This window comes from Dokdonella sp., assembly GCF_051958935.1.
Lineage (GTDB): Bacteria > Pseudomonadota > Gammaproteobacteria > Xanthomonadales > Rhodanobacteraceae > Dokdonella_A.
In genome coordinates this window covers 1-22,957 of sequence record NZ_JBQCFP010000197.1, presented here as the reverse complement: position 1 = coordinate 22,957, position 22,957 = coordinate 1, and the positions used below count along the sequence as shown (strand labels likewise).

Annotated in this window: 25 protein-coding genes and 1 tRNA gene; 19 read left to right on the top strand and 7 right to left on the bottom strand. The window is 71.4% G+C overall.

Going from position 1 to position 22,957, the window contains the following annotated elements:
* Positions 1-90: 90 nt before the first annotated feature.
* Entirely contained in the window at positions 91-684 is a 594-nt protein-coding gene (locus ACTHK2_RS18530; RefSeq protein WP_440247214.1) for an ACP phosphodiesterase, read from the top strand.
* 193 nt (positions 685-877) lie between these two features.
* Here the strand turns inward: ACTHK2_RS18530 and ACTHK2_RS18525 are convergent, their stop codons facing one another.
* Positions 878-1,444, bottom strand: coding sequence for a c-type cytochrome (locus tag ACTHK2_RS18525; protein ID WP_440247213.1), 567 nt, complete (start codon positions 1,442-1,444; stop codon positions 878-880).
* Between the two features lie 169 nt (positions 1,445-1,613).
* Between ACTHK2_RS18525 and ACTHK2_RS18520 the strand changes: the two genes are divergently transcribed.
* The 5 genes from ACTHK2_RS18520 (at position 1,614) to adhP (ending at position 6,476) form a co-directional block, all read left to right on the top strand.
* Positions 1,614-1,690, top strand: a tRNA-Arg gene (locus ACTHK2_RS18520).
* Between the two features lie 187 nt (positions 1,691-1,877).
* A complete protein-coding gene (locus ACTHK2_RS18515; protein WP_440247212.1) occupies positions 1,878-2,201 on the top strand; it encodes a DUF190 domain-containing protein in 324 nt (107 codons plus the stop codon).
* A gap of 20 nt (positions 2,202-2,221) precedes the next feature.
* Positions 2,222-2,773, top strand: a complete 552-nt coding sequence (locus ACTHK2_RS18510) for a cytochrome b (protein WP_440247211.1) — start codon at positions 2,222-2,224, stop codon at positions 2,771-2,773.
* 27 nt (positions 2,774-2,800) lie between these two features.
* Positions 2,801-5,335 (top strand): cation-translocating P-type ATPase, encoded by a 2,535-nt coding sequence (locus tag ACTHK2_RS18505; RefSeq protein ID WP_440247210.1) that lies wholly within the window; start codon positions 2,801-2,803, stop codon positions 5,333-5,335.
* Positions 5,336-5,459: 124 nt separating this feature from the next.
* A complete protein-coding gene (gene adhP / locus ACTHK2_RS18500; protein WP_440247209.1) occupies positions 5,460-6,476 on the top strand; it encodes an alcohol dehydrogenase AdhP in 1,017 nt (338 codons plus the stop codon).
* Positions 6,477-6,514: 38 nt separating this feature from the next.
* On the opposite strand, the gene ACTHK2_RS18495 is transcribed toward adhP, so the two are convergent.
* The 3 genes from ACTHK2_RS18495 to ACTHK2_RS18485 are packed head-to-tail and all read right to left on the bottom strand — an operon-like array spanning position 6,515 to position 7,852.
* Entirely contained in the window at positions 6,515-6,703 is a 189-nt protein-coding gene (locus ACTHK2_RS18495) for a hypothetical protein (protein ID WP_440247208.1), read from the bottom strand.
* 11 nt (positions 6,704-6,714) lie between these two features.
* On the bottom strand, positions 6,715-7,539 hold the full coding sequence (locus ACTHK2_RS18490) for a universal stress protein (protein ID WP_440247207.1): 825 nt from the start codon (positions 7,537-7,539) through the stop codon (positions 6,715-6,717).
* A 16-nt stretch (positions 7,540-7,555) separates the two neighbouring features.
* Positions 7,556-7,852: a hypothetical protein gene (locus tag ACTHK2_RS18485; protein ID WP_440247206.1), complete on the bottom strand. Its 297-nt coding sequence runs from the start codon at positions 7,850-7,852 to the stop codon at positions 7,556-7,558.
* A 167-nt stretch (positions 7,853-8,019) separates the two neighbouring features.
* Here ACTHK2_RS18485 and ACTHK2_RS18480 point away from each other — a divergent pair, with 167 nt between their 5' ends.
* The 12 genes from ACTHK2_RS18480 to ACTHK2_RS18425 all read left to right on the top strand — a co-directional run bounded on the left by ACTHK2_RS18480 (position 8,020) and on the right by ACTHK2_RS18425 (position 19,153).
* Positions 8,020-8,586 carry an N-acetyltransferase family protein gene (locus tag ACTHK2_RS18480; protein WP_440247205.1) on the top strand — a complete coding sequence of 189 codons (567 nt, stop codon included), beginning with the start codon at positions 8,020-8,022 and terminating at the stop codon, positions 8,584-8,586.
* Between the two features lie 163 nt (positions 8,587-8,749).
* A complete protein-coding gene (ccoN, locus tag ACTHK2_RS18475) occupies positions 8,750-10,174 on the top strand; it encodes a cytochrome-c oxidase, cbb3-type subunit I (RefSeq protein ID WP_440247204.1) in 1,425 nt (474 codons plus the stop codon).
* Positions 10,175-10,184: 10 nt separating this feature from the next.
* Positions 10,185-10,808 carry a cytochrome-c oxidase, cbb3-type subunit II gene (gene ccoO, locus ACTHK2_RS18470; RefSeq protein WP_440247203.1) on the top strand — a complete coding sequence of 208 codons (624 nt, stop codon included), beginning with the start codon at positions 10,185-10,187 and terminating at the stop codon, positions 10,806-10,808.
* Entirely contained in the window at positions 10,805-10,960 is a 156-nt protein-coding gene (locus ACTHK2_RS18465) for a cbb3-type cytochrome c oxidase subunit 3 (RefSeq protein ID WP_440247202.1), read from the top strand. Before ccoO ends, ACTHK2_RS18465 begins: the two co-directional genes overlap by 4 nt.
* Entirely contained in the window at positions 10,957-11,892 is a 936-nt protein-coding gene (ccoP, locus tag ACTHK2_RS18460; protein ID WP_440247201.1) for a cytochrome-c oxidase, cbb3-type subunit III, read from the top strand. The genes ACTHK2_RS18465 and ccoP overlap by 4 nt, the downstream gene beginning before the upstream one ends.
* Positions 11,889-12,149: a hypothetical protein gene (locus ACTHK2_RS18455; RefSeq protein WP_440247200.1), complete on the top strand. Its 261-nt coding sequence runs from the start codon at positions 11,889-11,891 to the stop codon at positions 12,147-12,149. Before ccoP ends, ACTHK2_RS18455 begins: the two co-directional genes overlap by 4 nt.
* Entirely contained in the window at positions 12,146-13,573 is a 1,428-nt protein-coding gene (ccoG, locus tag ACTHK2_RS18450; protein ID WP_440247199.1) for a cytochrome c oxidase accessory protein CcoG, read from the top strand. Before ACTHK2_RS18455 ends, ccoG begins: the two co-directional genes overlap by 4 nt.
* A complete protein-coding gene (locus ACTHK2_RS18445) occupies positions 13,570-13,797 on the top strand; it encodes a hypothetical protein (protein WP_440247198.1) in 228 nt (75 codons plus the stop codon). The genes ccoG and ACTHK2_RS18445 overlap by 4 nt, the downstream gene beginning before the upstream one ends.
* Positions 13,798-13,802: 5 nt before the next feature.
* Positions 13,803-16,229, top strand: a complete 2,427-nt coding sequence (locus tag ACTHK2_RS18440; RefSeq protein ID WP_440247197.1) for a heavy metal translocating P-type ATPase — start codon at positions 13,803-13,805, stop codon at positions 16,227-16,229.
* Positions 16,226-16,399: a cbb3-type cytochrome oxidase assembly protein CcoS gene (ccoS, locus tag ACTHK2_RS18435; protein ID WP_440247196.1), complete on the top strand. Its 174-nt coding sequence runs from the start codon at positions 16,226-16,228 to the stop codon at positions 16,397-16,399. Before ACTHK2_RS18440 ends, ccoS begins: the two co-directional genes overlap by 4 nt.
* 28 nt (positions 16,400-16,427) lie before the next feature.
* Positions 16,428-17,195 (top strand): response regulator, encoded by a 768-nt coding sequence (locus ACTHK2_RS18430; protein WP_440247195.1) that lies wholly within the window; start codon positions 16,428-16,430, stop codon positions 17,193-17,195.
* Positions 17,192-19,153, top strand: coding sequence for a PAS domain S-box protein (locus ACTHK2_RS18425; protein WP_440247194.1), 1,962 nt, complete (start codon positions 17,192-17,194; stop codon positions 19,151-19,153). The genes ACTHK2_RS18430 and ACTHK2_RS18425 overlap by 4 nt, the downstream gene beginning before the upstream one ends.
* 249 nt (positions 19,154-19,402) lie before the next feature.
* Here the strand turns inward: ACTHK2_RS18425 and ACTHK2_RS18420 are convergent, their stop codons facing one another.
* Positions 19,403-20,119, bottom strand: a complete 717-nt coding sequence (locus ACTHK2_RS18420) for a Crp/Fnr family transcriptional regulator (RefSeq protein WP_440247193.1) — start codon at positions 20,117-20,119, stop codon at positions 19,403-19,405.
* 178 nt (positions 20,120-20,297) lie between these two features.
* Here ACTHK2_RS18420 and ACTHK2_RS18415 point away from each other — a divergent pair, with 178 nt between their 5' ends.
* Positions 20,298-21,353 (top strand): hypothetical protein, encoded by a 1,056-nt coding sequence (locus tag ACTHK2_RS18415; protein WP_440247192.1) that lies wholly within the window; start codon positions 20,298-20,300, stop codon positions 21,351-21,353.
* 27 nt (positions 21,354-21,380) lie between these two features.
* Here ACTHK2_RS18415 and ACTHK2_RS18410 read toward each other — a convergent pair whose 3' ends face one another.
* Both ACTHK2_RS18410 and ACTHK2_RS18405 read right to left on the bottom strand, forming a co-directional pair.
* Entirely contained in the window at positions 21,381-22,457 is a 1,077-nt protein-coding gene (locus ACTHK2_RS18410) for an NAD(P)/FAD-dependent oxidoreductase (protein ID WP_440247191.1), read from the bottom strand.
* 1 nt (position 22,458) lies between these two features.
* Positions 22,459-22,957, bottom strand: a 499-nt coding sequence (locus tag ACTHK2_RS18405; RefSeq protein WP_440247190.1) for an OmpW/AlkL family protein, incomplete at its 5' end; no start/stop codon positions are given.

Here is a 22,957-nt window from a genome sequence, read left to right as displayed (position 1 = left end):
CGTCGGCGACGCCGCGCTCCTCGCCTTCCTCGGCGATGCCTTGCCCTGAGACGCGTTGACGAAGTCGGCGCGCGCGCCGACGATCGGCGCATGAACCTGCTCGCACACGCGCTGCTCGCGGGCGCCGACGACGACGTGCGCTTCGGCAGCCTCATCGGCGATTTCGTGCGCGGCGCGCTCGACCCCGCGCTCGATGCCGGGGTGCGCGCGGGCATCGCCCTGCATCGGAGCGTCGATGCGTATACCGACGCGCATCCCCGCGTGGTCGAGGCGCGGGCGCGCTTCGCGCCGCCGTTCCGCCGTTACGCCGGGATCCTGCTCGACGTCTGGTTCGACCACCTGCTGGCGCGCGACTGGTCGCGCTGGGCGCCCATGCCGCTCGCGACGTACTCGTGCGACGTGCGTGCGCTGCTCGAACGCCGCGCGGACGACGTGCCGCCGCGCATGCGCCGCTTCGTCGAGTACCTCGGCCGCAATGACCTCCCCGAACGCTACCGAGAGCGCGCGATGATCGCCGACGCGTTCCGCGGACTGTCGCAGCGACTGTCGCGCGAGAACCCGCTCGCGCGGGCGATGCCCGTGATCGAGGCGCACGCGGACGTGCTCGAAGGCGACTTCGCCGAGTTCTTTCCGGATCTGCTCGCGCATGCGGGGCGCGAGCGGGCGCGGCTGGGCTTCCCGTAGGCGTGCGCGTCGCCGAGCGACGCAGGGCGCGGGGCGCTCTGTGCGAGCGCCGGAAGGCGCGATGCTCTTGTGCGGGCAGTACGTGCATTGCCCGTACTGCCGCAACCTTGCGGCGCGCCGCGGCGGGACTCGCCGCCGCGCGGCTCGACCCGCCCCTACCGGCTCGATCAGCCCTACAGGGAACGCAGGGGTCTTACTTCACCTGGCCGGCGATCCACTCGACGGTGGCCTTGACCTGCTCGTCGTTGAGCGCCGGGTTGCCGCCGCGCGGAGGCATCACGCCCGCCGAGCCGGTGAAGCCGTCGATCGCATGCTTGACGAGCGTGTCCAGGCCCTGCGCGACACGCGGCGCCCACGCCGCCTTGTCGCTGACCTTCGGCGCGCCGCCGGCGCCCGTGTCGTGGCAGCTGTGGCAGAGGTTGCCGTAGATCGTCTTGCCGTCAGTGGTGCCGCCGTAGGCGACCTGCGAGGCGGCGGCCTTCGCCGCGGCGTCCTGCGCAGCCTGCATCGCGGCACGGCCGGTGTCGCCGGCGTAGACGCCGCCGACCGGCGCGATGCGCTCGGCCACGACCTTCGCCTTGTCCGGGTTCTCTTCCGGCGGATGCTTGGAATAGATGTACGCGCCGAGCACGACGAGCAGCACCGCGACGAACATGAGGAACGCGATCAGCTGCGCGAAGTGCTTGAGGAAGACCATGTCGGTCTTGGGAACGGGATTGGTCACGGATCCACCTCGAAAGGACGCGATGCGCCGGGCCATGGGCCCGTTCGGCGTGCAAAAAGTCCCGGGATTATAGCGGGCGCGGCCCGGCGCACGGAAGGCGCCGCCGGCCGGTGTCGTGACCCACTGCGCGCGGCGGCCCGGACCGCGCCGGCAGTCGGCTATACTGCCGCCCCGCCGGCGGCCCGATCGCCGGTGAAACAACGATGCGCCCGTAGCTCAGCTGGATAGAGTACCGCCCTCCGAAGGCGGTGGTCGGAGGTTCGAATCCTCTCGGGCGCGCCATCTGCCTGCACCTTCGCGCCAGCCGGAAGCCGGTTTCCCGGTGGTGGCGACCGCCCACGGCGGCCGCGAAGCCCGCGCTGCCGCACGCGCCCCGGTCCGACTTGACCCGGGTCAACTCGTCGCGCGGCGCGGCGCGGACAATCCATGCATGCCCACGGAAGCGGAAATCCCGCCGAGGAGCGCTGCAATGCGCGGCGTATGCCTGCGATTCCATTTCTGCGAGGACCCGGCCGAGCCGGGCCGGCCGACCCACGAATGGCTGCTGCAGCATGCGCGCAGCATCGGCATGCCGGGCGCCTCGGTGTTCCGCGCGATCGCCGGATTCGGCCGCCATGGCGGACGGCACGAACCGCGCTTCGGCGAACTGCCCGGGAGCCAGGCCATGCTCGTCGAGTTCCTGCTGTCGCAGGACGATGCGCGGCGCCTCGTCGATTCGCTCGCCAGCGAACCCGTCGCGCTCGCGTATGCGCAATGGCCGATCGAGTTCGGTCTCGTCGGTGGACGCTCGTGAAGGCTGTTCCGGTGGAGCGCATGCGCTGGCAGAACGATCCGCACCGCTACAGCTCGCCATCGATCGCGATGCATTGGGCGATGGTGCTGCTCGTCGTCGCCGCGTATGCGACAGCCGAGTCGCGCGATCTGTTCGCACAAGGCAGCCCGCAACGCGACTGGCTGGCCTGCGCGCATGCATTTGCCGGCTTTTGCGCGTTCGTGACCGTGTTCGCGCGGCTCGCGCTGCGCGCGGGGCCGCGGCCGCCCATCGTTCCGGCGCCGCCCCGGCTGCCCGAGCGCTTCGAGCTCGCGCTGTGCGTTCTGCTGTACGCGTTCCTCGTCGCGATGCCGCTGCTCGGCTGGCTGCTCGCGAGCGCGCAAGGCGCGCGCATCGCGTTCGGCCCGTTCGAGCTGCCCGCGCTCGTGCCACCCGACCCGGCGCTCGCGCAACGCGCGCAGGCGTGGCACGAAGGCGCCGCCTCCGTGGGCTATGCGCTCGTCGGCGGCCATGCCGGCGCCGCGCTCGTCCATCACTGGCTGCTGCGCGACGACGCGCTGCGGCGCATGCTGCCGCGCCGCCGGCGGCGCTGACGCGCGCGGCGACGGGCGCAGGACCGAATGAACGACGACGCAACCGTCGCAGAGCCGTCGTCGGCCGGGCACGCCCGGCACGGGCTCGACACGACCGAGGCCGAACGACGGCTCGCGCGCGACGGAGCGAACGAACTGCCGCGCGGAGAGCGGCGCGGCCTCCTCGCGCGAACGCTCGCGGTGCTGGCCGAGCCGATGTTCCTGTTGCTCGGCACGGCGGCGGCGCTGTACGTCGTGCTCGGCGACATCGGCGAAGCGCTCGTGCTGGCCGCGTCCGTCGCCGCCGTCATCGGCATCACGCTGCGCCAGGCGGACAAGTCCCAAAAGGCGCTCGATGCGCTGCGCGACCTGTCCGCGCCGCAGGCATCGGTCCTGCGCGACGGCGCGCGCCTGCGCATCGATGCGCGCCGGCTCGTGGTCGGCGACGTGCTCGCGCTCGACGAGGGGGATCGGGTCCCGGCCGACGCGCGCCTCCTCGACGCGACGCAACTCGGTGTCGACGAGTCGCTGCTGACCGGTGAGGCACTGCCGGCACCCAAGCACGTGGGCACGACCACGAGCGATGCCCTCGCCGCGCCGACCCGCGCCGACCATGTGTACTGGGGCACGCTCGTCGCGCACGGGCATGCGCTGGCCGAAGTCGTCGCAACCGGTGCGCGCACGCAAGCCGGTCGCATCGGCGCATCGCTCGTGCGCACGGCGACGCCGCGCAGCCCGCTGCAGCGGGAGATCGACCGCGCGGTGATCGCGTTCGCGGCGATCGGGCTCGCGCTGTGCGCGCTGGTCGCCGGCCTGTACGTGGCGCTGCGCGGCGGCTGGATCGACGCGCTGCTAGCGGGCATCACGCTCGCGATCGCCAACGTGCCGGAGGAATTCCCGGTCGTGCTCACCGTGTTCCTCGCGCTCGGTGCATGGCGCCTCGCGCGCGAACACGTGCTCACGCGGCGCATGCCGGCGATCGAGACGCTCGGCGCGATCACCGTGCTGTGCGTGGACAAGACCGGCACGCTCACCGAGAACCGCATGCGCGTCGCCGCGCTGCGCTGCGGCGCATCGGCCTGGGACCTCGCTTCCGGCGCGCCGATCGGCGCGCCGCTCGACGACCTGCTCGCGCGGGCCGCGCTGGCCTGCCGCGTCGATCCGACCGACCCGATGGAGCGTGCGATCGTCGAAGCGGCGCCATCGCCCGCCGACGCGCGCGAACGCACGCGCGTGCGCGAGTACCCGCTGACGCCGGCGCTGTTCGCGCGAACGCAGGTATGGCGCGCGCCCGGCGGGCTCGACGGCGCGTGCAGCGGCGCGCCGGAGGCGGTCGCGGACCTGTGCCGGCTTGCACCGGAACGGCGCGCGCGCCTGCTCGCCGATGTCGCCGCGCTCGCGCGCCAGGGCCTGCGCGTGATCGCGGTGGGCGCACTCGAACATCCCGCGTCGCTGCCGCTGCCCGAACGGCAGGACGAGCTCGCGTTCGTCGAAGCCGGCCTCGTCGCATTCGCCGATCCGCTGCGCAACGGCGTCACCGGCGCCGTCGCGCAGGCGCGCGCGGCGGGCGTCGAGGTGATCATGCTGACCGGCGATTTCGCCGAGACCGCCGAGGCGATCGCGCGGCAGGCGGGCATCGACGTCGGCGACGGCGCGCTCGGCGGCGCCGCGATCGCCGCCTGCGACGACACGCAGCTCGCCGACACGATCGCGCGGCGGCGCGTGTTCGCGCGCGTGACGCCGCAGCACAAGCTGCGCCTGGTGGAGGCGCTGCGCGCGCGCGGCGAAGTCGTCGCGATGACCGGCGACGGCGTCAACGACGCGCCTGCGCTCAAGGCCGCCGACGTCGGCATCGCGATGGGCAAGCGGGGTACCGACGTCGCGCGCGAGGCCGCCGCGCTCGTGCTGCTCGACGACGATTTCGTCTCGATCGTGCGCGGCATTCGCCGCGGCCGCACGATCCACGACAACATCGTGCGCGCGATGCGCTACATCCTCGCCGTGCACGTGCCGATCATGGGCATGGCGCTGCTGCCGCTGCTCGGCGGCGGGCCGCTCGTGCTGTGGCCGATCCACATCGTATTCCTCGAACTCGTGATCGACCCGGCCTGCGCGCTCGTGTTCGAGCGCGAAGCCGCGGCCGACGACGTCATGCAGCGCCCGCCACGCGACCCGCGCCGCGCCGTGCTCGGCCTGCGCCTGCTCGCCGGCAGCATCGGCGACGGCGTGCTCGCGTTCGCGGCGTGCGCGATCGCCTACGCGATCGCGCGTGCGAGCGGATGCACCGACGCGGGCATCGCCGCGGCGGCCTTCGTCGCCCTCGTCGCCGGCAACGTCGGACTCATCGCGCTCAACCGCGGTAATGGATTGTGGCGAGCCCGCAATCGCACGTTCTGGATCGTCGTCGCGGGTGCGGGCAGTGCGCTCGCCTCGTCGCTCGCGTTGCCGCCGCTCGCGCGCTTCTTCCGCTTCGAAGTACCGCCCCCGGGGATCCTCGCGCTCGCGGCCGTGCTGCCGCTCGCCCTGCTCGCCTGCGCGCTCGCCGTGCGGACACGCGCGGGCGGGCGCACCGGAACGGCGTAGACGGCGCAGGCCTCGCGCCGCCTGCATCGGGAGACAATCACCGCCCTGCGCGGTTGACGACGATCAAGGCAGCGGCGATCGCAGGCGATAAGGTGCGGCTTTCATCCCCGCGCCGGAGTCGCCCATGAAAGCTGCCGTCGTACGTGCGTTCGGTCGTCCGCTCCTCATCGAAGACCTGCCGGTGCCGGTACCCGGCCCAGGCGAAGTGCTGCTCAAGGTGCAGACCAGCGGCGTCTGCCATACCGACCTGCATGCGGCCGACGGCGATTGGCCGGTGCAGCCGACGCTGCCGTTCATCCCCGGTCACGAAGGCGTCGGCATCGTCGCCGCCCTCGGTCCCGGCGTGAAGGACCTGCGCGAAGGCGATCTCGCCGGCGTACCGTGGCTCCACGACGCATGCGGACGCTGCGAGCACTGCACCGCCGGCTGGGAGACGCTGTGCGAGGCGCAGCACAACACGGGCTACGGCGTGAACGGGGCGTTCGCCGAGTACGTGATCGCGAATGCCGCATACGCCGCGCCGCTGCCAGCCGGCGTCGATGCGCTGTCGATCGCGCCGATCCTCTGCGCGGGCGTCACCACCTACAAGGGCATCCGCGAAACCGAGGCGCGGCCGGGCGAGTGGCTCGCGATCTACGGCGTGGGCGGACTCGGCCACGTCGCGATCCAGTATGCGAAGGCGATGGGCCTGCACGTAGTCGCACTCGACGTCGCCGCGGACAAACTGTCCCTCGCGCTCGACTGCGGCGCGGACCTCGCGCTCGACGCGAGCGCGTCCGACGCGGTCGCCCGCACGCTGCAGGCGACCGCCGGTGGCGCGCACGGGGTGCTCGTCACGGCCGTCTCGCTGCCCGCGTTCGAACAGGCGCTCGCGGTCGTGCGCCGGCGCGGCACGATCAGCCTCGTCGGCCTGCCTCCCGGACACTTCCCGACGCCGGTATTCGACGTCGTGCTCAAGCGCATCACGCTGCGCGGCTCGATCGTCGGCACGCGCCGCGACCTGGCCGAGGCGCTCGCGTTCGCCGCCGAAGGCAAGGTGCGCACGCGCGTGCACTCGGCGCGGCTCGAAGACGTCAACGCGGTGTTCTCGCAGCTCAAGTCCGGCCGGGTCGACGGCCGCATCGTGTTCGACCTGCGCTGAGTGTCGCGACGAGCGCCGCCGATGCAGGCGTGCGCTCGTCAGTGCGCCGTGCGGTAGAGGATCAGCCCGAGCGCGGCGGTCCAGCAGAGCAGGATGAACAGCGCGCCGCCCCAGCCCTTGACCATGCCGACGCCGCGCCGATGCGTCCAGTACATCGTGCCCGCGACGAGCGAGGGCACGGCGACGAGGGCGGCGATGAGCAGCAGGACGGCGTTCGGGTGATCCATGGCGCTCCCCCTCAGTTGCGCATGAGCACGGGCAGGGTCGCCTCGTGCAGGATGGTGCGGGTGGCGCCGCCGAACGCCCATTCGCTGAAGCGCGAACGGCCGTATGCCCCCATGACGAGCAGGTCCGCGCCGATCTCGCTGGCGGCGGCGAGGATCGCCTCGCCCGCGCCGTCGTCGGCGACGAGGATCGGCTTCGTCGTCACGCGAATGTCGTGCCGCGCGAGGTACGCCTGCACGTCGAACGGCGGCAGCCAGCCGGCTTCGGTGTCGGGCGCGCGGCGCGCGCCGTCGAGCAGCACGACGGTCGCCGCATGGTGCAGCAGTGGCAGCGCGCAGTGCAGCGCACGCACGGCTTCGGCGGAACCGTTCCAGGCGATCGCGATGCGACCGAGCGCGGCTTCGCGGCAGCCGGGCGGCGCGACGATGCACGGCATGCGCGACGCGAGCACGATCGCACCCAGGTCCGTGGGTGCGCCCCAGGGCATGCCGGCGTTGCGCTCGAGCACGAGCAGGTCGTGCCAGTTGCCCACGTGCGCGAGCGTCTCCGGCGCAGGGCCTTCGGCGACCTGCCAGAAGGCCTGGCGTACGCCGATCTTCGTCGCCCAGGCGGCGAACGCGTCGCGCGCCGCATAAGCGGCCTGCTCCGCCTCGCGCGCAGTTTCGAACACCGCCTGGATGACGTCGCCGGATACGTACGGCGGCATCATGTAGAGCGGCGAGGGATGCACGAAGACGCCGGTGAGCCTGCCGTCGAGGCGCGCGGCGAGATCGGCGGCGTATTCGACGCCGCTGTTCCAGGCGTCGTGGCGCCCGGTATGGACCATGATGTCGCGCATGTTCGGCTCCGTCGGATCAGGACACGGCAAGGCTGCTGTCGGCGACGTCGGGGTCGAACAGGCCGCACAGCCGCTGCGTGAATGCGAAGCCATCCAGCATCGCCTCGGTCGCGGCTTCGATCGACACCTGAGCGAACGCGAGCGGCGAACCGCACGTCGCCAGGCGCATGAACACCTCGAGATTGCGACGCCAGCGGCGCGCGGCGATCTCGAGCAGGACCGCATCGACACCCACGACGTTGCGCAGCAAGTCCCCGCCCGCGGCGCTCGCCGCGACATCGGGCACTGCAGGTCCTGTGATCGGGTGCTGCATGGTCGCCTCCGTTGCCGCCAACGGATACCACCCTAGCGCCGCCCGCCCGGCGACGGCTTGACGGGGATCAATCGGGCGCCCTTCTCCTCCGGCGTGATCCAGATCAATGCGAGTGCGTGCGGCTGGCGCAGGATCGAGGCGTGTCCCCCAGCAGTGGAGTACGCCCCATGCAACCGCAACCGGGTATCGAACCGTCGAGCGTGGCCGCAGGCACCGACGAACAGCAGCAGCACTGGCACGACGAGTTGCTCGACGGCACGCGCGTCCTGATCCGCCCTCTGCACGCGGACGACGCGGCGCTCGAGCGCGAGTTCATCGAACATCTGTCGGCGCGTTCGAAGCGGCTGCGCTTCCTCGGCCTGATCGGTTCGCCGAGCGACGCGCTGGTGCGCCAGCTGACGCAGCTCGACTTCCGCCGCGAGGTCGCTTTCGCCGCGCTCATCGCGCGCGAAGGCGGGAAGCACCTGATCGGCGTCAGCCGCTTCAGCCTCGGCGCGGACCGCAAGTCGTGCGAATGCGCGGTCACCGTCGCCGACGAATGGCAGCACAAGGGCCTCGGCACGCTGCTGATGCGCCACCTGATCGCGGTCGCCCGCGCGCGCGGCATCCACGAGATGGTTTCGCTCGACGCGGCCGACAATCCCCAGATGCGCGAGCTCGCTGCGTACCTCGGCTTCGCGCGGCGTGCCGATCCGCTCGATGCGAGCCAGGTGATCCACTCGCTGAGACTGTGACCGGTCCGCCGTCGCCTCGCACGCACGCGCCGTTGGCGCGCGCACACGGCGGCCGTGACGAAATGCCGCAGCGGCGCGCGGCCGGTCCCCGATTTGACTTCGATCAAGTGTCCGAAGCGTCGCCCGCCGACACTGCGCGCGCAATCAAGCCCAGGGGTTTTCTATGCAGAACGTGGAAACGTACAACGACAGGGTCGTGCGCCAGTTCACGATCGCGACGATCGTCTGGGGCGTCGTCGGCATGGCGGTCGGCCTGCTGATCGCGGCGCAGCTGGCGTGGCCAGCGCTCAACTTCGACATTCCCTGGCTCACCTACAGCCGCCTGCGGCCGCTGCACACGAACGCGGTGATCTTCGCGTTCGGCGGTTGCGGCCTGTTCGCGACGTCCTATTACGTCGTCCAACGCACCTGCCAGGCGCGCCTGTTCGGCGACCGCCTCGCCGCGTTCACATTCTGGGGCTGGCAGGCGGTGATCGTGCTTGCCGCGATCACCCTGCCGCTCGGCTACACGCAGAGCAAGGAGTACGCCGAGCTGATCTGGCCGATCGACGTGCTCATCGCCGTCGTCTGGGTCGTCTACGCGGTCGTGTTCTTCGGCACGATCGTCAAGCGCAAGGTCAAGCACATCTACGTCGCCAACTGGTTCTTCGGCGCATACATCCTCACCGTGGCCGTGCTGCACATCGTCAACAGCCTCGCGATCCCGGTGACGCTGACCGATTCCTACCCGGTCTATTCGGGCGCGGTCGACGCGATGGTGCAGTGGTGGTACGGCCACAACGCGGTCGGCTTCTTCCTGACCGCGGGCTTCCTCGGGATCATGTACTACTACGTGCCCAAGCAGGCGCAGCGGCCGATCTACTCGTACCGCCTGTCGGTCGTGCATTTCTGGGCGCTGATCGCGGTCTACATGTGGGCCGGCCCGCACCACCTGCACTACACCGCGCTGCCGGACTGGGCGCAGTCGCTCGGCATGGTGTTCTCGCTGATCCTGCTCGCGCCGAGCTGGGGCGGCATGATCAACGGCATGATGACGCTGTCCGGCGCGTGGCACAAACTGCGCACCGACCCGATCCTCAAGTTCATGATCGTCTCGCTGTCGTTCTACGGCATGTCGACCTTCGAAGGGCCGATGATGTCGATCAAGACGGTCAATTCGCTGTCGCACTATACCGACTGGACCATCGGCCACGTGCACTCCGGCGCGCTCGGCTGGGTCGCGTTCGTGACGATCGGCGCGGTGTACAGCATGCTGCCGAAGCTGTTCGGCGCCGAACGCATGCATTCGACGCGCGCGGTCGACGTGCACTTCTGGGTCGCGACGATCGGCGTCGTGCTCTACATCGCCGCGATGTGGATCGCGGGCGTGATGCAGGGCCTCATGTGGCGCGCCACGAACCCGGACGGAACGCTCACCTACACGTTCGTCGAGTCGCTGCGCCAGACCTATCCGTTCTACGTCACGCGCGCGCTCGGCGGCCTGCTGTTCCTCAGCGGCATGCTGATCATGTGCTGGAACGCGTGGAAGACGTGCCTGCCGCGCCGGGCCGTGCCGGTCGTCGCCGTTCCCCTGCCGGTCCACGCCTGAGGTCGCCGCCATGCTGCATGCCTTCATCGAAAAGAACGTCGGCCTCATGGCCGTGCTCATCCTCGTCGCGATCCTGAGCGGCGGTCTCGCCGAGATCGTGCCGCTGATGTACCAGGCGCAGGCGGTCGAGCCGGCGCCGGGCGTGAAGCCCTATTCACCGCTGCGGCTCGCGGGCCGCGACGTCTACGTGCGCGAGGGCTGCTACGGCTGCCATTCGCAGATGATCCGCACGCTCGCGTCCGAGACGCTGCGCTACGGGCCGTACTCGGCCGCGGGCGAGTCGGTGTACGACCGCCCGTTCCAGTGGGGCTCGAAGCGCACCGGACCCGATCTCGCGCGCGTCGGCGGCCGCTATTCGGACGACTGGCACCGCGTGCACCTCAAGAACCCGCGCAACGTCGTGCCCGAATCGAACATGCCGGGCTACCCGTGGCTGTCGCAGGCGCTCGTCGATCCGGATCTCGTCACCAAGAAGATGCACGCGCTGAAGCTGCTCGGCACGCCGTACACGGATGCCGACTTCGCGAGCGTGCGCGATACCGTCACCGGCCAGACCGAAATGGATGCGCTCGTTGCCTACCTGCAAGGGCTCGGCACGAACGTGCAGGCACCCGCACCGGAGGCCGCGAAATGATCTCGGGAATCCTCATTGCCCTGATGCTCGTGCTGTTCCCCGCGCTGTTCGCGTGGGCCTGGAGCACGCGCCGGCGCGAAGCCTTCGACGAAGCCGCGGCGCTCGCGCTCGAGCACGCGGCCGCCCCCCTGCATGCGGAGAATCGCCGATGAGTGCGTTCTGGAGCTGGTTCATCATCGCCATCGTCGTGGTCAACATCGTCGGCCTCGTCGTGCTGCTGTTCGCGACCGCGCGCCGGCGGGCCGGCGAAGGTGACGCGCGCGCGACCACCGGCCACGTCTGGGACGACGACCTCGAGGAACTCAACAACCCGCTGCCGCGCTGGTGGTTCGGCCTGTTCGTGTTGACCGTGATCTTCGCGATCGGCTACCTCGTGCTGTACCCGGGCATGGGCAATTTCGCCGGCCGGCTCGGCTGGACATCGACCGGCGCCGTCACCGACGAACTCAAGGACACGAATGCGAAACTCGAGGCGCTCTACGCCACCTTCCGCGGACGTCCGCTCGCCGAGCTCGCGCAGGACCCGAAGGCGGTGAAGATCGGTCGCAACGTGTTCGCCAACACCTGCGCCGCGTGCCACGGTTCGGACGCGCGCGGCGCGGTCGGCTACCCCAACCTCGTCGACGACGACGCGCTCTACGGCAGCGACGGCGACACGATGCTCGCGAGCGTGCTTCGCGGCCGCCACGGCGTCATGCCGCCGCTCGCGGCGACCTTGCCCGACGGCGGCGTCGAGCAGGTCGCGAACTACGTCATGGGCCTGTCCGGCCGGCCGCACGACGCGCGCCTCGCCGAAGTCGGCAAGCCGCGCTTCGAGACGATCTGCGCCGCATGCCATGGCAAGGACGGCAAGGGCAACCACGCGCTCGGCGCGCCGAACCTCACCGACGACATCTGGCTGCATGGCGGCGGCGACGTCGCCGCGGTGCGCAACGCGATCGTCGAGGGGCGGTGCGGCACGATGCCCGCATGGGGCGCCGTGCTCGGCGAGGACCGCGCACGCCTCGCGGTCGCCTGGCTGCTGTCGCAGAACCCGCACGACGCGACGGCTCCGGCCGCCGCGCCCGCGGGCGGAGCGCAATGACGATGCGCGGCGCGAGCATCCACTGGTTCGGTGCGATCCTCTGGCCGTCGTTTTTCGCCGCGGGCGTCGCGACGATGGTGTTTTTCGGCGTCGTCGACCCGCTCGATCTCGCGACGATCACCTGGCCGCGCATCGCGTTGTCGCGCGAACTCGGCTACACGGTCGGCTTCTTCATGTTCTGGCTCTGCACCGCGTCGGCGAGCACGTTCACCGCGCTGCTGCTGCGCGCGCCCGCGCAAGGCGCAGCGCGGCGATGAACGCGGGCTCGCGCAAGATCGACGTGCGCGTCGTCGACGGCGGCGGCGCGCTCTACGCGAAGCAGCCGAAGGTCTACCCGCGCGAGATCGACGGTCGCTTCCAGCGCCTGCGCATCGCCGCGGTGTTCTGGCTGCTCGGCATGTTCTACGCATTCCCGTGGATCAGCATCGGCGGGCAGCAGCTCGTGCTGTTCGACCTGCCCGCGCGCCGATTCCACGTGTTCGGCCTCACCTTCTGGCCGCAGGACTTCTACCTGCTCACCCTGCTGCTCATCATCGCGGCGCTGAGCCTGTTCTTCTTCACCGCACTCGCGGGCCGGCTCTGGTGCGGCTACGCCTGCCCGCAGACGGTGTGGACCGAGGTGTTCCTCTGGATCGAACGGCGCATCGAGGGCGACCGCAACGCGCGCATGCGGCTCGACAAGGAGCCGTGGGGCCGCGCCAAGGTCGTGCGCAAGGCGGCCAAGCACGTCGCCTGGGTCGTTTTCGCGCTGTGGACCGGCTTCACCTTCGTCGGCTTCTTCACGCCGATCCGCGAACTCGGTGCCGAGGTCCTGCAGCTGCGCCTTGGCGGCTGGGAGAGTTTCTGGATCCTGTTCTATTCGTTCGCGACCTGGGGCAACGCGGGCATGCTGCGGGAGCAGGTGTGCAAGTACATGTGCCCGTACGCGCGCTTCCAGAGCGCGATGTTCGACCGCGACACGCTCGTGATCAGCTACGACGTCGCGCGCGGCGAGCCGCGCGGGCACCGCTCGCGCGCGCAGCTGCGCAGCGTCGACGCGGCGGTCTCGGTACCGGCGGCGAAGGCGCTCGGCGATTGCATCGACTGCCGCGCCTGCGTGCAGGTCTGCCCGACCGGCATCGACATCCGCGACGGCCTGCAGATCGACTGCATCGCGTGCGCCGCATGCATCGACGCCTGCGACGCGGTCATGGACAAGGTCGGCCTCGCGCGCGGCCTCATCCGCTACACGACCGAGAACGAACTCGGCGGCAGGCCGCGCCACATCCTGCGCCCGCGCGTGTTCCTTTACGCGGGCGTGCTGTGCGCGCTGGTCGCCGCGTTCTCGTGGGGTGTCGCCGCGCGCGCGCCGCTGATCGCCGAAGTGCTGCACGATCGCAATGCGCTGTTCCGCACCGTCGCGGCGGGCGCGATCGAGAACAGTTACGCGGTCAAGCTCGCCAACAAGTCCGACCACGCGGTCGCACTGAGCCTGCGCACCGACACGACGCTGCCGCTGCGCACGATCGGCAGCGCGAGCGTGTCGCTCGACGCGGGCGAAGTGTTCTCGCTGCCGCTGACCCTGCGCGCCGATCGCGGCTCGGTGCGCGGGCGCAAACCGGTGACGATCGTCGTCGTCGCCGCCGACGGCAGCGAGCTCGCCCGCGCGAAGGCGCAATTCTTCGCCCCGGAGGCCCCATGAATCGCACGACCGAATCCACCTCCGCCACGCCGATGCGCTGGTACCGCGTCGGCGAGGTCTGGCTCATGCTCGTGTTGCTCGGCGCGACCGTCGTGGGTTCCCTGTCGCTCGTCGTCACCGCGGTTCGCCACCCCGACGCCCATGTCGTCGTGCCGAACGACGCGCCGCGTCCGAGCCACCAGCCGCCCGCGCGTCCTGCGACGGCCGCGACGGCGAGGCCCTGAAGGCGATGGCCGACCGCTGCTTCCACTGCGGCGAGGCGATCGGCGACGGCGCACCGCTGCTCGCCTCGATCGGAACGGATACGAAACCGGTCTGTTGCATCGGATGCCGCGCCGCGGTGGAATGGATCGATGGGCTCGGGCTCGCCGACTACTACCGTTTGCGCGAGGGCGTCGGCGAGCGTGCGACGCCCGCGGACGATTTCGCCGAATGGGACCGCCCTCGGCTCGCGCGTCGGCACGTGCGTGACATCGTCGCGGATCGCGCCGAGGCGACCGTGCTCGTCGAGGGCATGCGTTGTTCGGCCTGCGCCTGGCTGATCGAGCGCGCCCTCGCCGGCCGCGACGGCGTGCTCGAGGCGACGGTGTCGCCGCTGGTGCAGCGCGTGCGCATCGTCTTCGATCCGCGTCGCGCGCGCCTGTCCATGCTGCTCGCGTCGCTCGCGCGGCTCGGCTATCGCCCGCACCCGCTAGAGGGCGATCGCGTCGACGCGCTGCGCACGGCCGAACGGCGCGCAGCGATGAAGCGCCTCGTCGTCGCCGGCTTCGGCGCGATGCAGGCGATGATGTACGCGGTCGCGCTGTACGCGGGCGCCTTCGACGGTATCGATTCTACCGTGCATGCCTTCATGCGCTGGATGGGCATGCTCGTCGCGACGCCGGTCGTGCTCTATGCGGCGCGACCGTTCTTCGCCGGCGCGCTGCGCGAATGGCGCGCGCGGCGCCTGTCGATGGACACGCCGGTCGCGCTCGCGATCGGCGCGATCTACGCCGGCAGCGTCGCCGCCGCCGTGCTCGGCGAAGGCGACGTCTATTTCGACTCGGTCAGCATGTTCGTGTTCCTGCTGCTGCTCGGGCGCTACGTGGAACTGCGCGCCCGCCAGCGCGCCGGCGAGGTCGCCGACGCGCTCGTGCGCCTGCAGCCGGCGACCGCCGAACGCTCGGTCGACGGCACCTGCGAGACGGTCGGCGTGCACGAGCTCGAACCCGGCGAGATCGTACGCGTCGGCGCCGGCGCGACCATTCCCGTCGATGGCGTGCTACGCACCGCGCGCTGCCGCGTCGACGAATCGCTGCTCACCGGCGAATCCGCCGCCTGCGTGCGCGAGACCGGCGACGAGGTCGTCGCCGGCAGTGTCGCCCTCGACGGCCCGGTCGACGTCGAGGTGCGGCGGGTTGGACCCGATACCGTGCTGTCGACGCTCGCGCGCATGGTAGAACGCGCCGCAGCGGCGCGACCGCGCGTCGCCCGCCTTGCCGATGCGGCGGCGGCGCGCTTCGTCGTGCGCGTACTCGCAGCGACCGGGCTGGTCGCGCTGGCCTGGATGATCTTCGATCCGGCGCGCGCGTTCGCGAGCGCCATCGCGGTGCTCGTGATCAGCTGTCCCTGCGCGTTCGCGCTCGCCGCGCCGTCGGCGCTGACGCGCGCGGTCGGCGTGCTCGCGGGGCGCGGCGTCATGGTCGTCGACGCGGATGCGCTCGAAGCGCTTGCCCGCGTCGACCGCATCGTATTCGACAAGACGGGCACGCTGACCGAACCCGCGATCGACATCGCGCGCATGCGCGTCACCCGCGGCTCGCGCGAGGCGGCGCTCGCCGCGGCCGCGGCGCTCGAGCAGGCGAGCACGCACCCGCTCGCGCGCGCGCTACGCGACGCCGCACACGGCATCACCCGGCCCGCGATCGCCGATGTGCGCGAGGCGGGCGGCGGCGTGCTCGGCCGGCTCGACGGCCGCTCGCTGCGACTCGGCCGCGCGGATTTCGCGCTCGCCGCGGGCGACGACGGCGATGCGCTCGTGCTCGCCGACGACGACGGCGAAATCGCGCGCTTCCCGGTCACCGAACGCGTACGCGCCGGCGCGCACGCGGCGATCGACGCGCTGCGCGCGGCGGGCATCGCCTGCGAGATCGTCAGCGGTGATCATGCCGGGCGCGTGCGGCAGGTCGCGGCCGCGCTCGGCGTTGCCGAGTGGCGGGCACGCGCCACGCCCGCGGACAAACTCGCGCATCTCGCCTGGCTACGCGCGCGCGGCGAGGCGGTCGCCGCGGTCGGCGACGGCGTCAATGACGGACCGGTGCTCGGCGGCGCCGACGTCGCCGTCGCGCTCGGCGACGGCGCCGCGCTCGCGCAGGCCGCGAGCGGCCTCGTCCTCACCGGCACCGATCTCGGCAGCCTGGTCGAGGCACGCGAGGTCGCCCGCGGCATGCTCGCGGTCATCCGGCGCAACCTGCGCTGGACGCTCGCCTACAACCTCCTGGCGATCCCGCTCGCCGCGCTCGGCTTCGTGCCACCCTGGCTCGCCGCGATCGGCATGTCGGCGAGCTCGCTGATCGTCGTCGCGAACACGTTCGCGATCGGCCGCGCGCGCGGCGAGGCAGGGCGGCCGTGCATCGCCGCGTCGGCGCCGCCGCTGTCCCGGACGCAACCCGCATGAACATCATCCTCGCCCTCATCCCGGTCAGCCTCGTCCTGCTCGGCCTCGCCGTCGCGGCGTTCTTCTGGGCCGTCGACGACGCGCAGTACGACGACCTCGACACGCCCGCGCTCGCCCCGCTCGTCGATGACGACGCGGCCGCGCGTACCGACGGCTCCGCGCGTCGGTGAGCGGAGCGGGCGTGCGCCCGCGGCGCCGGTGCTACGATGCGCATCCACGCGCCTTCGACCGACTCCCGCGAGGTCCGCCGCCGACGCCACGCCCACCCTGCTCGTCGTCGACGACGACGACGCCATCGTCGAACTCGTGCAGCGCTATTTCGGCCTGCACGGCTTCCGCGTCGTGGCAGCGGCGCACGGCGCCGCGATGCGCAGCGCGCTGACGTCGTCGCCGGTCGACATCGTGCTGCTCGACCTCGGCCTCCCCGGCGAGGACGGCCTCGAACTGACGCGGTACCTTCGCGCGAACTGGAGCGGCCCGGTCGTCATCGTGAGCGGCCGCGGCGACACCGTCGATCGCATCGTCGGCCTCGAACTCGGCGCCGACGACTACGTGACCAAGCCGTTCGACCTGCGCGAACTGCTCGCGCGCGTGCGCAGCGTGCTGCGCCGCAGTCCGGAGCGGAGCGTGGCGCGCCCCGCTGGCGCGGTCGCGCGTTTCGCCGGCTTTGCGCTCGACTCCGCGTCGCGCACGCTCGTGCGCGACGGCGACGGCCAGGCGGTGGCGCTGACCACCGGCGAGTTCGACCTGCTCACCGCGTTCGTCGCGCGCCCCAACCAGGTGCTGTCGCGTGACGAACTCATCGGCGCGCTGCACGGGCGAGAAGCCGGCCCCTACGATCGGTCGATCGACATGCAGGTCGGGCGGCTGCGCCGCAAGATCGAAGCCGATCCGGCCGATCCGCAGATCATCAAATCCGTGCGCGGCGCGGGGTACCTGTTCGCGGCGAAGGTCGAACGCGCATGAACGACGCCACCGCTCAAGGCGATCTTTTCCGCACGCTGTTCGAGACCGCGCCGGATGCGACGATCGTGGTCGACCGCAGCGGGCGCATCGTGCTCGCCAATGCGCAGGCGGAAGCTTTGTTCGGTCGCAGCCCAGGCAGCCTCGCGGGCGAACCGGTGGAGGTGCTGCTGCCCACGGCGCTGCGCGGCGGACACGTCGCGCACCGCGAACGCTACATGGCCAATCCGCGCCTGCGGCCGATGGGCGCGGGCTTCGAACTCGTCGGCCAGCGCCTCGACGGCAGCGAGTTCCCGGTCGAGATCAGCCTGAGTCCGGTGCAGGCGGGCGCGAACCCGTTGTACGCGGCGTCGATCCGCGACATCTCCGAAACGCGGCGCGCGCGGCAGGCGCTCGCCCGCGCGCGCTACGACGCGGCGGTCGCGGAAGCCGGCCGGATTGCGCTCGAATCGCGCGCAGTCGAGTCGCTGCTGCCGTCGATCCCGGGCATGGTCGCCGGGGCGCTCGGCATCGACGGCGCCGCCGTGCTGCTGTCGGCTCAGCAGCGCGCAGGCTTGCAGGTGCAGGCCGCACTCGGCGTGCCGGCGGCGCTGCAGGACGCCCTGCCCGACCTGCTCGCGCGCGACGACGAAGGCCAGGCACTGCGCGCCGCGGCCGTTGCGGCCGGCCTGCATCGCACCGCGTCGGTGCCGCTGCACGGCCGCTACGGTGCCGACGGCGTGCTGCTCGCGTTCGCGGCCGAATCGTCCGCGTTCGATCGCGACCAGCTGCACTTCCTGCAGTCGATCTCGAACCTCCTGAGTGCAGCGCTGCAGCGGCGCCACAGCGAAGAACAGCTCGCCCATGCGCAACGGCTCGAAGCGATCGGCCAGCTCACCGGCGGCGTCGCGCACGATTTCAACAACCTGCTCACGGTCATCTCGGGCAACCTGCAATTGTTGCAGGACGGGTTCGAAGGGGCCGAGCGCGAGCAGATCGTGCAGGGTGCGATGCGCGCGGTCGCGAACGGTGCCGCGCTCACGCGCAAGCTGCTCGCGTTCGCACGGCGGCAGCGCCTGACGCCGCGCACGATCGCGCTGGCCGAATGGCTCGCCGACCTGCACGCGCTGCTGCGCCGCACGCTCGGCGAGGGCATCACGGTGTCGATCCGCTGCCCCGCCGCGATACCCGCCGTCTATGCCGACCCCGGCGAACTCGACGCGGCGCTGGTCAACCTCGCCCTCAACGCGCGCGACGCGATGCCGCGCGGCGGCAACCTCGAGATCGAGGCCGACGAGCTGCGCATCGATGCGGACGGCGACGTCGCCGACCTCGCCGCGGGTCATTACGTCATCGTCAGCGTCGCCGACACCGGCACGGGCATGCCGGCCGACGTGCTCGCCCGCGCGCTCGAGCCGTTCTTCACGACCAAGGACGCGGGCCGCGGCAGCGGCCTCGGCCTCAGCATGGTGTACGGCTTCGCGCGCCAGTCGGGCGGCTCGATGACGATCGCGAGCGAGCTCGGCTACGGCACGCGGGTCGCGCTCTACCTGCCGGTGGCGAGCCACGGCGTGAGCCCCACGCCCGCGCTCGCCGCAACCACGGCGCGCGGCGGCAAGGTCGTGCTGGTGGTGGAGGACGAGCCGGAAGTGCGCGGCATCGCCGTCGCCTTCATGCGCGCGCTCGGCCACGCGACGCGCGTCGCCGACAACGGCGAAGACGCGCTCGCCCTGCTGCGCGAGGACCCGTCGATCGAATTCCTCTTCACCGATGTCGTGCTCGGCGGCGGCATCAACGGCATCGAGCTCGCGCGCGAGGCGCGGCAATTGCGACCCGGCCTGCCGGTCCTCCTCACCTCCGGCTACGAACGCACCGGCGAGGACCTCGACGACCCGCGCCTGCCGCTGCTGCGCAAACCCTACCGCCGCGAGGCGCTCGCCGAGGCAATCGATAGCCTGTTCGACCGCGACGTGCGGACGTGAGTCGTGCTCTCGGTGGAAAACAGAAAAGCCGGAACACGAAACACGCTCACCGCACGAAGGCGAGAGCAAGCTTCAGGACTGAAACGGTGAGCAAGCGCGAGCACCGAGTGCACGCAGGAGGGCAGGCGATCGCCCTGCCTCCGTGCGCTCGGTGTCCTCGTTTCTCACTCTCCGAGTTGCTTTTCTTCGTGCGCTTGGTGCTTCAAGCTTCTGCTCCGCTTCGCCCTGGCGCAAAGAACCCGCTGTCGACTAGTTCAAGGTCGCCCGGTCGGAGGCGACGCGCGTGAGGGCGTCCGCGTCGAGGATCGTCACGTCGCGGCGGCGAACGTCGATGAAGCCGCGGTCGGCGAGGTGCGACAGCACGCGGCTGACCGTCTCGTGCTTCAGCGCGAGGTAGTTGGCCATGTCGATGCGGCACATGCGCAGCACGAAGCGGTGCGGGTCGAGGCCGATGCGCGCATGGCGGTCGGCGAGATCGAGCAGGAATGCGGCGACGCGGCTTTCGGCACCGAGCGTACCGAGGGTGAGCATCCACTGGCGGTCGCGGCGGATCTCGGCCGCGAGCGACTCGGTCAGGCGCGCCTGCAGCGCCGGCACGCGCAGGCAGGCGGTGAGCATGGGCGGGTACGGCAGTTCCCACACCTCCGAATCCTCGAGCGCGACCACGTCGCAGGCGTAACGCGCGAGGCCGATCGATTCGACGCCGAGCAGGTCGCCACGCATGCGGAATCCGGTCACCTGTTCGCGGCCATCGTCGGCGAGTTCGCTCGTCTTGAGGCAGCCGAAGTTGACGAGGAACAGCGAGTGGAACGGCTGGCCGGCGCGGTATACGTGCTGGCCGGCGGCGACCTTGCGGCGCAGGACCTGTACGTGCGCGCGCAGCTCTTCGATGCCGATGTCGTCGCGCGCTTCGAATGCCGGTGCCTTCGCTCCGTTACCCGTGCCGACCGTTTCGATTGCGTACATCTGCTGCTCCACCGTGTTCGTTGGCGCAAAGTCTAGGCAGCCACCTGCACGGGACGACGACGTGACGGACACGCTCGGTAACAGCGTGTAACACGTGCGAGTTGATCTGTCGCAAGTCGCGCGCGCGCTGCCCGCGGATACTCGCCGGCGTAGCGGCGGGTCCGCCGCCAGGATCGGCATGCAGCGTAGAACGACCTTCATCGATGCCGCGGCGGTCGAGGCATGGGACGCGTGGTTTCGCCAGCGCGACGGCGCGCGGCTGCGCGACATGACCGTCGACTGCACGTGGCGGCGTGTCGCCGACGCGCTCGGCGCAGGCAACGCGTCGCTGCGCCAGGAACTGCTCGCGGCGCTGTCGTCGTGGCGCATCCTTCTCGGCGAGCGCATCGTCGCATGCGCGGGCAACGCGTCGCCGCAGTGGCCGATCGACCCCGGTGCGGTCGTCAACGCCGCGCGCTTCGTCGAGGATGCAGGCCTGCCCGGTGCGCGCTTCGATGGCGTGCGTTTCGCCGAATGCGCCGGCCTCGCCCTGCGCGCGCTCGACGCGGTCCCTGGTCCGGCGACGCCGCTCGCCACGCCGCGACCCACCCTCGGAGTGACCGGCGTCGCCGACGCGCTCGCCCTGCTCGGCCTGCGTTACGACGGTGCGCCGGCGCGTGCGTTCGTGCGCAACCTCGGCCGATGGCTCGCGGAGGGCTGCTGGCGCGCAAATGTGTCGCTCGCACGCGACGGCGGCGCGCGCGTCGCATTGGCCGGCGCGCTGCGCAGTCGCGCAAGCGCGCGCGGCATCGCGCCCGAACTCATCGCCGATGCGGAACGCCACGGCCTGCGGCACGCGAGCCCGCTCGCGCTCGTGGCGCATCCGCGCCTCGCCCTGCTCGCCAACGGCATTGCCGACGCCCTCGACCCGATCGCCGGCGCCGGCCGCGCCGTGCGCTTCCCGCCCGACGGGCGCATCGTCCGCTCGGACGGCTGCGCCCGCGCGGTGCTGCGCGTGACCGGAAGCGCGCTGCCGGCCAGCGAAACGCTCGATGGCATTCCGATCTCCGCCCAACTCGCGCTACGCGGCGCGCTGCAGCCGTGGCTCGATGCGCCGATCGATTGCGCCGTGCGCGTGGCGCGCCTGCCCACGCCGGACGAGATCGACCGCGCGCGCGCGCAGGCCGTGCTGCTCGGGCTCGGCGAGCCGCGCTTCGTGTTGGCGACGGCAGCCGACTGCGTGGCGGCCGCGTGAATCGCGAGCGGGACGCGCGGGCGCGCTTCAGGCGATATCGGAGAGATCCGGACTGACGCCGAGCCGCCGGTGCATCGCCGGGCTCGTCGTCGTGTACTGCAGCGGCACCTTCTGGCCGGGGCTCAAGTATTCCTTGGCCGCGAACGCGGCGAGCGCCGCCTCGTGGAAGCCGCTGAGGATGAGCTTCTTCTTGCCGGGGTACGTGTTGATGTCGCCGACCGCATACACGCCGGGCACGCCCGTGCCGAACGTCGCGGTGTCGACGACGACCTGGTTCTTCTCGAGATCGAGCCCCCAGTCGGCGATCGGTCCGAGCGCCGGATGCAGGCCCCAGAACACCAGCAGCTGTTCCGCGCCCACGCGCTGCACGACGCCGCTGCGGGCACGCACGCGTACCGCGCGGAGTGCTTCGCGATCGCCGTCCACATCGGCGTCGAGGCCGACGATGTCGCCTTCGAGGAACTGCATGCGCGCCTCGTCGCAGAGCGCGTGCATGCGCGCGACGCTCGCGGGCGCGGCGCGGAACTTCGCACTGCGGTGGACGAGCACGACCGACGCGCCGAGCCCTGCGAGTTCCATCGCCCAGTCGAGCGCCGCGTCGCCGCCGCCGGCGACCACGAGTTCGCGCCCGGCGAACGCGCGCACGTCGGCGACCTTGTAGTGCACTGCGACGCCTTCGAGCCGACGCGCCTCGTCGAGGTCGAGTTTGCGCGGCATGAACGCGCCGAGGCCGGCGGCGAGGATGACGACGCCGGCATCGAACACGAGGCCGTTGTGCGTGCTCACGCGCCAGCGGCCATTGGATTGGCGTTGGAGCCCGCTCGCGACGTGCCCGAAGTGGAACTCGGGCGCGAACGGAGCCGCCTGCTCCAGCAACCGCCCGACGAGTTCGCGCGCGCCGCAGCGCGGCAGCGCGGGAATGTCGTAGATCGGCTTGTCCGGATAGAGCTCGGCGCATTGACCGCCGGCCTGCGGCATCGCGTCGATGACGTGGGCACCGAGGCCGAGCAGACCGAGCTCGAACACCTGGAACAGGCCGACCGGACCGGCGCCGACGATCACCGCGTCGGTGACGATCGGCCGCGCGTCGTGGCCGCCGTCCATCTCAGAAGCGATAGCCGAGCGCGACGCCGTACACGAGTGGGTCGATCGCGACCGAGCCGACCTTCGCGCCGTTGACCTTGGCGTCGGTGTCGATGTCGATCCAGCGCGCGTCGACGGTGAGCGACCAGCGCGGCGCGAGCGCGAAGTCCAGGCCTGCGTGTGCCGCGAGACCCCACGAGTCGCCGAGATCGAGCTTCGCGCCGGCGAGCGGCCCGGCTTCGTCGACCGAGAAGAAGCGCGTGTAGTTGACGCCGATGCCGACGAACGGGCTCACTTTTGCGTCCGGCATGAAGTGCCACTGCAGCGACACCGTCGGCGGCAGCTGCTTGACCGTCGCCGCCTTGGCGCCGTTGAGCTTGACGTCGTGCTCGAACGGCAGCGCCGCGAGCACCTCGATGCCGAGGTTCCCCGTCACCGAGTATTCGAGCGTCACGCTCGGGCTCCACGAAGAATCGACGTCCGCCGCGAGCGTGCCGCCCGCGAGGTGGCCGTTGCCGGAT

Bases quoted from the DNA above. Each gene is read 5' to 3' on its own strand.
- ACTHK2_RS18530 (WP_440247214.1), top strand. From the start codon at position 91: ATGAACCTGCTCGCACACGCGCTGCTCGCGGGCGCCGACGACGACGTG.
- ACTHK2_RS18525 (WP_440247213.1), bottom strand. From the start codon at position 1,444: ATGGCCCGGCGCATCGCGTCCTTTCGAGGTGGATCCGTGACCAATCCC.
- ACTHK2_RS18515 (WP_440247212.1), top strand. From the start codon at position 1,878: ATGCGCGGCGTATGCCTGCGATTCCATTTCTGCGAGGACCCGGCCGAG.
- ACTHK2_RS18510 (WP_440247211.1), top strand. From the start codon at position 2,222: ATGCGCTGGCAGAACGATCCGCACCGCTACAGCTCGCCATCGATCGCG.
- ACTHK2_RS18505 (WP_440247210.1), top strand. From the start codon at position 2,801: ATGAACGACGACGCAACCGTCGCAGAGCCGTCGTCGGCCGGGCACGCC.
- adhP (WP_440247209.1), top strand. From the start codon at position 5,460: ATGAAAGCTGCCGTCGTACGTGCGTTCGGTCGTCCGCTCCTCATCGAA.
- ACTHK2_RS18495 (WP_440247208.1), bottom strand. From the start codon at position 6,703: ATGGATCACCCGAACGCCGTCCTGCTGCTCATCGCCGCCCTCGTCGCC.
- ACTHK2_RS18490 (WP_440247207.1), bottom strand. From the start codon at position 7,539: ATGCGCGACATCATGGTCCATACCGGGCGCCACGACGCCTGGAACAGC.
- ACTHK2_RS18485 (WP_440247206.1), bottom strand. From the start codon at position 7,852: ATGCAGCACCCGATCACAGGACCTGCAGTGCCCGATGTCGCGGCGAGC.
- ACTHK2_RS18480 (WP_440247205.1), top strand. From the start codon at position 8,020: ATGCAACCGCAACCGGGTATCGAACCGTCGAGCGTGGCCGCAGGCACC.
- ccoN (WP_440247204.1), top strand. From the start codon at position 8,750: ATGCAGAACGTGGAAACGTACAACGACAGGGTCGTGCGCCAGTTCACG.
- ccoO (WP_440247203.1), top strand. From the start codon at position 10,185: ATGCTGCATGCCTTCATCGAAAAGAACGTCGGCCTCATGGCCGTGCTC.
- ACTHK2_RS18465 (WP_440247202.1), top strand. From the start codon at position 10,805: ATGATCTCGGGAATCCTCATTGCCCTGATGCTCGTGCTGTTCCCCGCG.
- ccoP (WP_440247201.1), top strand. From the start codon at position 10,957: ATGAGTGCGTTCTGGAGCTGGTTCATCATCGCCATCGTCGTGGTCAAC.
- ACTHK2_RS18455 (WP_440247200.1), top strand. From the start codon at position 11,889: ATGACGATGCGCGGCGCGAGCATCCACTGGTTCGGTGCGATCCTCTGG.
- ccoG (WP_440247199.1), top strand. From the start codon at position 12,146: ATGAACGCGGGCTCGCGCAAGATCGACGTGCGCGTCGTCGACGGCGGC.
- ACTHK2_RS18445 (WP_440247198.1), top strand. From the start codon at position 13,570: ATGAATCGCACGACCGAATCCACCTCCGCCACGCCGATGCGCTGGTAC.
- ACTHK2_RS18440 (WP_440247197.1), top strand. From the start codon at position 13,803: ATGGCCGACCGCTGCTTCCACTGCGGCGAGGCGATCGGCGACGGCGCA.
- ccoS (WP_440247196.1), top strand. From the start codon at position 16,226: ATGAACATCATCCTCGCCCTCATCCCGGTCAGCCTCGTCCTGCTCGGC.
- ACTHK2_RS18425 (WP_440247194.1), top strand. From the start codon at position 17,192: ATGAACGACGCCACCGCTCAAGGCGATCTTTTCCGCACGCTGTTCGAG.
- ACTHK2_RS18420 (WP_440247193.1), bottom strand. From the start codon at position 20,119: ATGTACGCAATCGAAACGGTCGGCACGGGTAACGGAGCGAAGGCACCG.
- ACTHK2_RS18415 (WP_440247192.1), top strand. From the start codon at position 20,298: ATGCAGCGTAGAACGACCTTCATCGATGCCGCGGCGGTCGAGGCATGG.
- ACTHK2_RS18410 (WP_440247191.1), bottom strand. From the start codon at position 22,457: ATGGACGGCGGCCACGACGCGCGGCCGATCGTCACCGACGCGGTGATC.